The following is an 11,951-nucleotide window of genomic DNA, read 5'->3' as shown; positions in this document are numbered from 1 at the left end:
GCTTTAACAAACTTTAACGGGCCTGACCGGCGTCAAGCGGGGTTTATTTTGTTAATTTTGGGGAAAATATACCGCTTACCCCAATGCAGACCATCAGAGGAACAGAATCTACAGTGCGTTCCGGGACGCCCCCGCAAGCATCCGGTTTTTCGTATAAACGCATCAACAACATAACCGGCTGGGTGCTTTTCGCCATCGCGCTGTTTACGTATGCGTCGACGGTCGAGCGGACGGCCAGCTTCTGGGACTGTGGCGAATTCATTGCCTGTGCCTATAAACTTCAGGTGCCTCACCCGCCGGGAGCGCCGTTTTTCCTGCTGACGGGCCGCGTTTTCTCGATGCTGGCCCTCGGCGATGTCACCCAGGTAGCCTACTGGATCAACATGATGTCGGTCCTCGCCAGTGCGTTCTCCATTCTGTTTCTGTTCTGGACGATCACCATGCTGGGCCGCAAACTGATCAACAAGCAATTCAATGAACTGACCCCGACCGAAATCTGGACGGTGATCGGTTCCGGTGTCGTTGGTGCCCTGGTCTATACGTTTTCAGATACCTTCTGGTTTTCGGCCGTTGAAGCCGAAGTATACGGGGTTTCTTCCTTTTTTACGGCCATTGTCGTCTGGGCGGCTTTCCGTTGGGAGCTGATCGAAGACGAGGCTGCCGCCAATCGCTGGCTGATTTTCATCGCCTACCTGATCGGTCTTTCCATCGGCGTCCACTTGCTGAACCTGGTGACCCTGCCCGCCATGGCATTGATTTACTATTTCAAGAAGAATCCGAAAACTACGCTTTGGGGTGGTATCATTTCCTTCGGTGTCGGGATGGTCATTCTGGGTATCATCAACTCGGGCATCATTCCGGGGCTTCCCACAGCGGCTTTTGCCGTTGAACGGTTTTTCGTTAACACGTTCGGAATGCCCTTTACAACCGGTATCATCATCTTCACGATTGTCTTTATCGGGGCACTGATCTACGGAATTATCTGGTCGGCGCGCAAAAACCGGCCCATTTTGAACACGGCTTTGCTGGGACTGGCGTTCGTTTTGATTGGTTACGCGTCCTACATTCAGGTGCTGATCCGGTCGGATTTCAATACGCCAATCAACGAAAATAACCCGAGCGATGTGGTCAATTTCGTGTCGTACCTCAAACGCGAGCAATACGGCAATCGCTCGCTCAGCTACGGCCCGTTGTTTTTCTCGCGCCCCGTCGATCAGAAAAAAGGCGCTCCACAATACGAAAAGCGCGACGGCCAGTACAAAATCTTCGATTATGCGCCGGAATACATCTACGACAGCGACAAGCAAATGCTGTTTCCGCGGATTTACAGCAACCAGAATAACCACCCGCAACTGTATTCCCGCATGCTAAACATTCCGCTCGATGCGCAGGGGCAACCCACGCGGAAAGTGACGATGGGGGATAACCTGCAATTCTTCTTTCAATACCAGTTGGGGCATATGTACTGGCGGTATCTGATGTGGAATTTTGCCGGACGCGCCGGTGATCAGGAAGGATCGGGCTATCTGCTGCCCTGGACGAGTGACGATGGTGTTCCGGATCTGATCAAGGACAACAAAGCCCGTGATAACTTCTACATGCTGCCGTTTCTGCTGGGCTTGTTCGGGATGGTCATTCAATATTTCCGCCGGCCAAAAGACCTGCTGATTGTGGGGATGCTGTTTTTCTTTACCGGGATTGCGTTGCAGATCTTCCTGAACTCTCCGCCTTCCGAACCGCGTGAACGGGATTACATTTACGTAGGCTCATTCTACTTCTTTGCCATCTGGATCGGTCTGGGGGTGGTTGCACTGGTAGACGGTTTGGCGGCCTACTTGAAGAATGAAAAGATGCGTGTGGGGCTCGTCGCTGGTCTGTGTTTGCTGGTTCCGGTGATGATGGCGGCCAAAAGCTGGGATAACCACGACCGGTCGAACCGCTACCATTCGGTTGATTTTGCCAAAAACCTCCTGAATTCCTGCGCTCCGAACGCCATTCTGTTTGTGGGTGGTGATAATGACACGTTCCCCTTGTGGTATGCCCAGGAAGTCGAAGGTTTCCGGACCGACGTACGGGTTTGTAACCTGAGCCTGCTCGGCACCGAGTGGTATATTCAGCAAATGAAACGCAAAACGTACGAGTCTGAAGCGTTGCCGATTTCGCTGGAATTTGCCCAGTTCAACAAAGGGAAAAACGATGTGATTCCGTTTTACGAAATCCCGGCGGTGAAAAATGGCATCAACCTGAAAGAATACATCGGGTTGGTGAAACAGAACAACCAGGCGATTCAGGTGCCACTGACAACCGGCGAAATGACCAACATTCTGCCGTCGCCGACGTTCTTCCTGCCGGTTGACAAGGCGGAGGTTCAGAAACTCGGTTTTGTGCCGGCTAACCTGCTGCCGATGGTGAAAGATACCGTGGTCTGGAATTATGGCAAACAGGATATCTACAAACCGGATCTGGTGATGCTCGATATCATCGCGACCAATAACTGGAAGCGGCCGATCTATTTCTCTACTACGCTGGGGCAATCGAATTATCTGAATCTGAAGGATCACATGCAGTTGGAAGGGTATGCATTCCGGTTGATGCCGGTGCAGGTGCCGAGTGCAACGGACGGTTTTGTGAATTCCGACGTTATGTACACCAACATGATGAAGAAAACCTTCTGGCGGGAAATGAACAACCCGAATTCGTATTACGACGATACGTACCGTGGTTCACCGGTTATTTCGGCCCGGATTGCGTTCCTGCGGCTGGCCGATCAGTTGATGCGCGAGGGAAAAAATGCCCAGGCCAAAGAAGTGCTGAACCATTCGTTGCAGGTCATTCCCGACAAAAGCATTCCGTACGACCAGATTTCGACCAATTACATCCGGATTCTGCTGGAAGTAGGCGATCTGAAAACCGCCCAGGCCATTGCCGATGTGGTCGCAAACCGGGCCGACCAGAGTCTGACCTACATCAAGCAAACCGGTGGCGGCAGCGACGACGCCAACTTTGATCTGTACAACCTGCAAACCATCGTGAACGCGTTCCGCGAAACCAAAAACGAAGCGCTGGCGAAAAAATACGACGCGCTGTTCCAGAAGCATTTGAACGCGCTGGGATAACCCGGAGACAAGGGAGGTGAGAATAGAGAGTAAAGATTTGAAAATCAAATTGTAAAATCTTTACTCTCTATTCTCACCTCTCTTGTCTTCCACTGACATAAAAAATCCCGGCCAGACTGGCCGGGATTTTTTATGTCAGTGGAAAAAGTCTTTCATTTTATCGAAGAACCCTTTTTCGTTCTTTCCCGGTTTGGGATGGAAGTTAGGCGAGTTTCGCAGTCGTTCCAGAATACTGCGTTCTTCGGAACTGAGTGTTTTAGGCGTCCAGATGTTGATGTGGATGAGTTGATCCCCACGTCCGTAGCCATTCAGCTCCTTGATGCCTTTGCCTTTCAGACGGAGGATTTTGCCGCCCTGCGTACCCGGTTCGAGGGTGATTCGGGCGCGACCGTCGATCGTTGGCACTTCCACGGAGGTTCCTAACGTGGCATCGACGAAGTTGACGTGCAAATCAAAAACCACGTTGTTGCCGTCGCGTTTCAGGTTGTCGTCTTCCTCTTCTTCTACCACAATCAGCAAATCACCGGCCACCCCCCCGCGCGGAGGAACGTTTCCTTTGCCGGTTACGGAAAGCTGAATGCCTTCGGCCACGCCAGCCGGAATTTTGATGGGAATAACGTCTTCCTGCAACAGACGACCTTCGCCGAAACAGGTGTCGCAACGGTCGGTGACCATTTTGCCTTCGCCATTACAGGTCGGGCAGGTGCTGGTCGAAACCATCTGACCCAGCATCGTATTGACCACTTTCCGAACCTGGCCGGAACCGTTACAGGTGTTACAGGTGGTGACGGCGGTACCGTTTTTGGAACCGTTGCCACCACAGGTCGTACAGGAAACGTGGCGTTTTACCTTAATTTTTTTCTCGACACCGTTGGCGATTTCCTGCAGGTTCAGCTTCAGTTTAATCCGCAAATCCGAACCGCGCCGGACGCGCCGACCCTGCTGCTGACCACCCCGGCCGAAGAAACTGCCAAAGGGGCTGTCGTCGCCGAAAATATCGCCGAACTGCGAGAAAATGTCGTCCATCGACTGGCCACCACCGCCCGCGCCGTTCATGCCGGCATGGCCAAACTGATCATATCGTGCTTTTTTCTGCGGATCGCTCAGCACATCGTAGGCTTCGGCGGCTTCCTTGAATTTGTCTTCGGCGGTGGGATCGTCCGGATTTTTGTCGGGGTGGTGTTTGATCGCCATCTTCCGGTAGGCTTTTTTAACTTCTTCCGGCGAAGCGTTTTTGTCGACCCCTAATACTTCGTAATAATCTCGTTTCGTAGCCATGTATTGTTCGTTGAAAAACGAGTAGACTGAACGGGGAGGGGCGGAAAGCCGTCCTGTTCAGTCTACTCGTTCTAGCCTATCGTCATCGTTCAGGAGCCTAAAATCACTTTCGCAAACCGGATCACTTTGTCATTCAGAAGGTATCCTTTTTCCGTTTCGTCCATGATTTTTCCTTTCAGATCATCGCTGGGAGCCGGAAACTGGGTAATGGCCTCGTGCAGATCCGGGTTGAAAACCTGGCCCAGCGAGTCCATCGGCTTCACGCCTTTGGATTCCAGAACTTTATAAAATTTATTGAAGATCAATTTCACCCCGGCTTTCAGCGCTTCGACATCCGATGTGTTTTCTGCCGATTTCAAGGCCCGTTCGAAATCGTCGAGAACCGGCAGCAACGCCACCAGCAACCCCTCGTTGGCGTTGGAGATCAGGTCGATTTTCTCCTTGGCCGTGCGCCGACGGAAATTTTCAAAATCGGCATACAGGCGGAGGTATTTATCCTTTAAATCAGTCAGTTCGACACTCACTTTATCGAATTCGGTAATCACCTGTTCGCCCGTTGCACCGGATTCGATGTCGTCCGACGTATTGTCAGTCGGAGCTTCCGAAACGACATTGGCTTCATGGGCGGTATTGTCAGGTTGCTGCGTCGTTTCCTGCTCTTCAGTATTCAAAGTTTCTTTATTTTCCATACGCTTGGTTGTATTTCGTCGCCACCACATAGTATCCGATAAAGTCGCAAATTAGTTGCCAATTTTTAGAATACTGACAAGATGGCATTTTTATTCGTGGGCCGGGCCTGTTAATTTTGACAGGAAACCCGGTAACGTGTCAGCTTCGGTACGGATAAAACCCCGGAATAGCGGCCTTGGGTTCAACCCGACTATGATTTCAGTGATCCAAAAACATACCCGCTTGCTCAAAGCCAAAGCGACTGAACTAGGCTTCGATTTCTGCGGAGTTTCCAACGCCGAATTTCTGGAAGAAGAAGCCCCCCGGCTGGAAGCGTGGCTCAACCGGCAGATGCACGGCAAGATGGGGTACATGGCCAATCACTTCGACAAACGGCTCGACCCCCGGCTTCTGGTGGACGGGGCGAAGTCGGTGGTGACGGTTTTGCTGAACTACTACCCCGAAAAAACCGTAGCGCAGGAAGAAGGCGGGTACAAAATCTCGAAATACGCCTACGGCACAGATTATCACTTTGTTATCAAGGAAAAGTTGGCGGAGTTACTGGCCTTTGTTCACGAGGAAATCGGCGACGTCAATGGGCGGTTTTTTGTCGATTCGGCCCCGGTGATGGACAAAGTCTGGGCCAAACGCAGCGGCCTGGGCTGGGTCGGTAAACACACCAACCTGATTACCCGCGATACGGGCAGTTTTGTCTTCATCGGTGAACTGATTCTGGATCTGGAACTGGTGGCCGATGGCCCCATCGCCGATTATTGCGGCACCTGCACCCGCTGCATCGATGCCTGCCCGACCGATGCCATTACCGATCCGTACGTTGTGGACGGCAGCAAGTGCATTTCCTATTTCACCATCGAACTTAAAGACGCCATCCCGGACGAGGTAAAAGGGAAATTTGAAAACTGGATTTTCGGCTGCGACATTTGTCAGGATGTTTGTCCCTGGAACCGGTTTTCCCGCCCCCACACGACCCCGGCGTTTGACCCCAATCCGGTTTTGGCGGAATTTACTAGGAGCGATTGGGAAGAAATCACCCAGGATATTTTTCAGGAGATTTTCCGCCGGTCGGCCGTTAAACGAACGAAACTGGAAGGATTAAAACGGAATATTTCGTTTGTAAAAACGGGTGAATAGTCCCTAGCCCGAAGGGCTTTAATACCTAGCCCCGCACACCGGGCGGGGATTTGGAGCGACAATTGATCAAACGCCAACCCTGAAAGGGTTGAATCATTTTCCGGCCATGATTATGCCACCCTTTCAGGGTTGGACAAATTTGAATAATTATCCGTTTTTCCACACGTCCCCGCCCGGTGTGCGAGGCTAGGGTATGAAAGCCCTTTGGGCTATTTTGTTGGAATCAATAATTTGACAATCTGTTGGTTACGGATTACGGTTATCGCCATTTGTCCCGTCCAGTTGACCTGTTGCTGAATGGCCACCAGCCGACCGACGTTGGGCGTCTCTTCCTGATTCGCCGTTCGGATCACGTCGCCGGGTTTCAGCCCCGAGGTTCCGAGCAGACTGCCTGTGGGAATCGCCACCACAATAACGCCTTTTTCGTCCGGCAAACCGAAGGCCGAACGGTCGCCCAAGCCGCGCACGTTGCGGAGGGAAGCCCCCAGCCAGGTCATTTCCTGCACCGATTCTTCAAACCGGCTGTCTAATAAAATAGGGGGTTTAGGAGAACGGGCCAAAGCACGCAAAGCCGGTTTTTGAACCCCAAACTGGTTCATCGGAAAATTCTGAAAGCCGGTTTTTATAGCCGGACTGGTGGCGCTGACCTGATAATTCCCTTTTTCAGGCTGAACAAAACCCGGATCACCAGAAGCGCTGTGAAGGTCAGTCCCGTCCTTTTGCGCCTTTTGTAATGCCGACTGATCCAGAAAAAGATTCGCATCCACGTCCTTGCCCCAGTCTTTGATGCCAATGGGCGCGTAGGGCCGCATGACGATGTTTTTCCGGAAGACGTCACCGCTGCTGGCGAACCAGACGTGCGGGTGAAACGAATTGTTAATCAGGATATTGTTTTCGGCGATGCGGTAAAAACCTTCCCGAAATTTCAGCCCGCCGTTTAGCAGAACATTGTTGTAAATGTGGTAATTGCTGCTGCCGTCGTCCAGGTCGATGTCCCAGCCGTGGTCGCAGCGAAACCGGTTGTTGCGGATGATCGTGGTTTTCTGGGCATCGAGTAAAATCAATTCCGGGTGAACGGCCACCAGACTGTCCATGGTCTGCCGGTTGGGGTGCCAGAACCGGTCGCGGCCCCAGGAGTTGAAGGCACCGTGATCGCCCGTTTCCAGAACCGTATCGAACACGTCATTAAACTCCAGCAAATGACCGCCCCAGGTGCCATCGCCGATGTTGATCCCGGCGCGGGGAACCTGATAAATCGTGTTGTGCCGAACAATGATCCCGGACGCCATCGCAATTTCCACCCCCGCCGATTGTTTTTCGATTTGCCCGATGTCGTGAATGAGGTTATCAGCCGCCACGCATTCGGACGGAAACCGGTTATTTTTCGGCCCCGGTGTCAAATCCATCTGGCCGTACGGGATAAACTTTTCATACCGAAAAGCAGGAGCGCGCACCGCCGATGAATCGCCCACGAAACTGATGGCACTGGCTCCAATGTGGTGAAAATGACAGCCTTCAACAGCCGATTTTCGGTTATAACGACTGACCATCAGTGCATTGCCGCCCAGATCGGTAAACTCGCAGGCTTCGATCCGGCAGTTTTCGGTATTCTCCAGATACACCGCAGCCCCCCGGTACAGCATCCAGTCGCTTCGGAGCAGCGGCTCATACGGTTCCATGAACGTCCGTTCCGCATTCACAAACCGAATACCCTGAATGCGAACCTGTTGCAGCGGTTTTTCCAGTGTTCCTCTTAATTCGATCAGGCTTTTCAGGTGGGAAACTTCTACGGTGGCGGTTTTGGGATTAACGCCCGGGAGCGGAATCAGGTGGAGGAGTTGGGTTTTTTTGTCGTAAAACCATTCGCCCGGCGCGTCCAGTTCTTCGAAAATATTCTCGACAAACCGCTCGGTTTTGTGCAGCGGAGCGGGGCGGTTATTCTGCCAACCGCCTTCCTGTTGCAGTTGCCCGCCCGATTTTCCGGTAATCCGGTAATGAAAATCCCCCCATTCGCCCTGGTGGAGCGCATGAATAAAACCGCCTTCGGGCGACTTCCACCGGCTGATCCGTTGTGTACTCAGGGCGTCGGCAGCCGTGCCGTTGAAGACCCTTGCTTTGGCGTCATCATTCGGATACCGCGCCAGAATCTGCTTTTTCCCGTTGAGAAACAATTGTTCGAAAGCTGGGCCGTCGACGCGCGCGGTCCAGGTCGTTGCACCGGTTTTCTGCCATCGTAGCGCCAATTTCCGGCCACCGCTAATTTGAACCTTTTCATTCGGAAAAGCGATGATCGTCAGGTTTTTTCCGTTCATCGTTTCCGGCCTGATGACCACCGTTTCGGCTAAATAATAGTTGCCTTTCCGCAGAAAAATCTGAACAGAATTGTGGGGAGCGGTTTTTACTTTTTCCAACGCTTTCGATACCGTGGCCAACGGCAACGCGATCGTGCCGGGATTGGAATCTTTCCCCGACGGAGCGACGTAAAACCGGCTTTGCGCCCGAACCGTTAGCGTAATCAAGGAAAGAGAGAGCCAGATCCATTTGGTCATAAAGTATTGATTTGTAGTAAAAACCGCTGCCAGATTTTAGACATCAATCCACCGATTCCGGCCAGTACTGCGCCATTTTCCGGCGGAGAAACGCCACACTGCGCTCCAGTTGCGCCATGCCATCGACTCCGTCTTCGATGCTAATCCAGCCGTCGAAGCCAACGCCCTTCAAGATCGTAAAAATAGCATCATAATCATTCAGGCCCTTGCCGATTTCGCCGTGGCTCAACCGTTTGGCGTAGCCCACGGCACCGCCTTCTTCGTTGCGCAGGTCTTCGATGGTACCGGAAAGCAAAAACCGGTCGCTGGCGTGCATCGTCACCACGCGATCAGCCACGCGGGCCAGCAACTCCAGCGGTTCTTCCCCCGCCAGAAACGTATTGCTCGGATCGTAGTTCACACCAAAGTTTGGGTCATGAATGGCGTCGACCAACTGGCAGAACACGTCCATTTTCTGCGCAAATTCCGGGTATTCCCAGAAATCGTCTTTGTAGTGGTTCTCGATGATGAGCGTAATGCCGCGTTCGCGGGCGTAGGGCAAACAGGCTTCGATGCACTCAGCCGCCAGTTTAACGCCCTCATCGATGGTGAGTTCGGGCCGACGCTGGCCGGAGAGAACACGGCAATACGAACCGCCCAGGGCGTAGGTCATATCGATCCAGCGTTTCTGTTTGGCAATTTCGTTGGCGCGGAAAGCCGCATCGGGGTGCGTAAAATCCGGGGAGCAGCACATCATCGGAATCACTTTGCCGTGCGATTCGACCTGCTGGCGAAACCGTGACCAGTTGGCTTCGTCGGCCATTTCCAGAAATCCGGCGTACCATTCCAGACCGTCGATGTCGAGCTGGACGGCGAGTTCAATCCATTCAGAAACCGTCATCGTGCCGTCTTTGCAGAGGGCTTGCATAAAAGCTTTGGGAAAAGCAGCGAGTTTTGGCATTTTAATAGTGGTTTAGAGTTTTCAGTATTCAGTTTACGGTATTCGGTAGCTGACGCATTTTTTTAACTCGCGTCAGCTACCGAATACCGTAAACCGAATACCGTAAACGGTTAATTCTTTGGTGGATTTCGTCCGATAAGCGGATGTTGTTCCAGATCAACGATTTGGCCACTGATGGGGCCGCTCTCGTCGGCCAACCAGTAGACAGCCGCAGCGGCAATTTCGGCGGGCCACAAAATCCGGCCGGAGGGCGCAAAAACCGGGGGGACGTCCTTGTACCAGTCGACGGGCAGGCCTTGTTCGTGTTTGCGCCGGGCCTCATTTTCGGTCAGCACCCAGCCGGGGTTGATCTGGTTCACCCGAACGCCGTTTTCCCGGTGAAGCGTGTCGCCGAGGTTGCGGGTTAGTGTCATCAGTGCGCCTTTCGACACGCTGTAGGCCATCAAATCCGGTTCTCCGCTCCAGCCGTTAACCGAGCCAATGTTCAGCACACAACCTTTTGATGGTTTCAGATACGGTAAAGCCGCCTGGATCAAGGCAAACGGAGCGAGTGTGTTTACTTCCAGAATTTGCCGGAAAAACGCCAGATCGGTGGTGTGAATATTGGAAGACGCGACCCAGGCCGCGTTGTTGACCACGGCATCCAGCCGACCGAACGTCTGCACGGCGAGGGCAACCAGCCGTTCCGCAACGCCTTCGACGGCCAGATTTTCAATGTGCAAAACGGCATTTTCGGCACCCAGTTCAGCAACAACCTCCTGACCCAGTTCCGGCTCCAGACCGTGAATGACGACTCGGCCCCCTTCTTCGACGCAGCGTTTCGCAATGGCTTTCCCAATGCCCGTACAACTGCCGGTAACGATGATGACTTTCTCTTGTAAGCGCATTCTGAGAGGAAAGAGAGGAGAAGAAAGACAAGAGACTAAGCGAGTCTGAAGAGATTTTAACGAATACGTTTTTAGTCTCATTTCTCTTGTCTCATCTCTTTATTCTATTTTAAACTGGTTTTAAAACGCTTTTGATCACTTCGCCATGGTGCATTTTTTCAAAGGCTTCGTGCCATTCAGTGATGGGCCAAACGCCCCCGATGATCGGTTTGACGTCGAGCTGACCACTCGTCAGCAATGCCAGAACGCGTTCCCAGATCGGCCAGTTATGGCTGAAACTGCCCTGAAGCGTGACGTTTTTCTGCACCAGCGCGTCGAGTGAAAAACCGAGTGGTTGAGGTCCCCAGCCCACTTTGGTGATGTGGCCGTTGGGGCGCACCAGTTGCAGCGCGATTTTGAGCGTAATACTGGCTCCGGCGGCATCAATGATGCAATCGGCTCCCAACCCGTCGCGTTTTTTAGCCCATTCGGTGGCATCGCCGATGATCGCTTCGCAGCCGTATTGCTGGGCGATTGCCAGACGATGACGATCCGCTTCCAAACCAACCACCGCCACTTCGGCTCCGCAAAGCCGCGCCATGGCGGCACACAAAATGCCGATGGTGCCCGGACCCAGCACAATGACGCGGTCGCCGGGTTTGATCCGCGAATTTTCGACCACGGCGTTGAAGGCCACGCAACACGGTTCGGTCAGACAGGCTTCTTCAAACGCCAGTGAGTCCGGCACGCGGTGAAGAATGCGCATCGGCACGCGCACGAATTTGGTCATGGCGCCATTGACGCCGTAGCCAAAGCCTTTGCGGGTGGGGTCCAGATTGTACAGACCCTGACGCGTCATGGGGTTGTTGGGATCGATGATGGCGGCCGTTTCGCTCACGACTCGGTCGCCTTCTTTCCAGCCCACGACCCGGCTTCCCACTTCGACGATATGACCGCCAAATTCGTGACCAAGCACAACGGGATAGTTGACCGGCCAGCTATGGTCGGCGGTCCACTGATGGAGATCACTACCACAGACGCCGACGTTGGCGACTTCCAGCAACACATCGTCGTCACCAATGGTCGGTTTCGGAATTTCACGAATTTCAACCGAGCCTTTCTCGGGAGCATAATTGACAACAGCAGCAGACTTCATTGATTTTGTGTGGTTCAAAGACCGTATAAATTATTTCTAAAACTGATTTTAAATAAGCCCCAATCAAATCGTAGGCCCGGTCCCTGAAGGGGGCTTTAATCGGCTTGCTAAAGTCGTTTGTTGATTAAAATTTAACATGAACTATGAGATTATTGACCCCGGAGGGGTCGAATGTTAATAGCAAATGGGTATTCTGAGCACTCCAGGCGTGCCGGAGGTACGCAA

At 52.8% G+C, this 11,951-nt stretch carries 8 protein-coding genes; 2 read left to right on the top strand and 6 right to left on the bottom strand.

The window, feature by feature from the left end:
• Positions 1-83 precede the first annotated feature (83 nt).
• Positions 84-3,116 carry a DUF2723 domain-containing protein gene (locus F0P93_RS21590; protein ID WP_150879825.1) on the top strand — a complete coding sequence of 1,011 codons (3,033 nt, stop codon included), beginning with the start codon at positions 84-86 and terminating at the stop codon, positions 3,114-3,116.
• A 135-nt stretch (positions 3,117-3,251) separates the two neighbouring features.
• On the opposite strand, the gene dnaJ is transcribed toward F0P93_RS21590, so the two are convergent.
• Positions 3,252-4,394 (bottom strand): molecular chaperone DnaJ, encoded by a 1,143-nt coding sequence (dnaJ, locus tag F0P93_RS21585; protein ID WP_138992256.1) that lies wholly within the window; start codon positions 4,392-4,394, stop codon positions 3,252-3,254.
• A gap of 89 nt (positions 4,395-4,483) precedes the next feature.
• The gene (locus F0P93_RS21580; RefSeq protein WP_150879824.1) at positions 4,484-5,083 is read right to left on the bottom strand and encodes a nucleotide exchange factor GrpE; all 600 of its coding nucleotides are present in this window, start codon (positions 5,081-5,083) and stop codon (positions 4,484-4,486) included.
• Between the two features lie 193 nt (positions 5,084-5,276).
• Here F0P93_RS21580 and queG point away from each other — a divergent pair, with 193 nt between their 5' ends.
• The gene (queG, locus tag F0P93_RS21575; RefSeq protein ID WP_150879823.1) at positions 5,277-6,215 is read left to right on the top strand and encodes a tRNA epoxyqueuosine(34) reductase QueG; all 939 of its coding nucleotides are present in this window, start codon (positions 5,277-5,279) and stop codon (positions 6,213-6,215) included.
• Between the two features lie 209 nt (positions 6,216-6,424).
• Here queG and F0P93_RS21570 read toward each other — a convergent pair whose 3' ends face one another.
• The 4 genes from F0P93_RS21570 to F0P93_RS21555 form a co-directional block, all read right to left on the bottom strand.
• Positions 6,425-8,764 carry a right-handed parallel beta-helix repeat-containing protein gene (locus tag F0P93_RS21570; RefSeq protein WP_150879822.1) on the bottom strand — a complete coding sequence of 780 codons (2,340 nt, stop codon included), beginning with the start codon at positions 8,762-8,764 and terminating at the stop codon, positions 6,425-6,427.
• 43 nt (positions 8,765-8,807) lie between these two features.
• Positions 8,808-9,704 carry a sugar phosphate isomerase/epimerase family protein gene (locus tag F0P93_RS21565; RefSeq protein ID WP_150879821.1) on the bottom strand — a complete coding sequence of 299 codons (897 nt, stop codon included), beginning with the start codon at positions 9,702-9,704 and terminating at the stop codon, positions 8,808-8,810.
• Positions 9,705-9,814: 110 nt separating this feature from the next.
• Positions 9,815-10,591 carry an SDR family NAD(P)-dependent oxidoreductase gene (locus F0P93_RS21560; RefSeq protein ID WP_150879820.1) on the bottom strand — a complete coding sequence of 259 codons (777 nt, stop codon included), beginning with the start codon at positions 10,589-10,591 and terminating at the stop codon, positions 9,815-9,817.
• 109 nt (positions 10,592-10,700) lie between these two features.
• Positions 10,701-11,726 carry a zinc-binding dehydrogenase gene (locus F0P93_RS21555; RefSeq protein ID WP_150879819.1) on the bottom strand — a complete coding sequence of 342 codons (1,026 nt, stop codon included), beginning with the start codon at positions 11,724-11,726 and terminating at the stop codon, positions 10,701-10,703.
• Positions 11,727-11,951 lie beyond the last annotated feature (225 nt).

The sequence above is a fragment of the Larkinella humicola genome, assembly GCF_008727875.1.
In the GTDB taxonomy this organism is placed as follows: Bacteria; Bacteroidota; Bacteroidia; order Cytophagales; family Spirosomataceae; genus Larkinella; species Larkinella humicola.
This window is presented reverse-complemented; position numbering and strand designations above follow the sequence as displayed.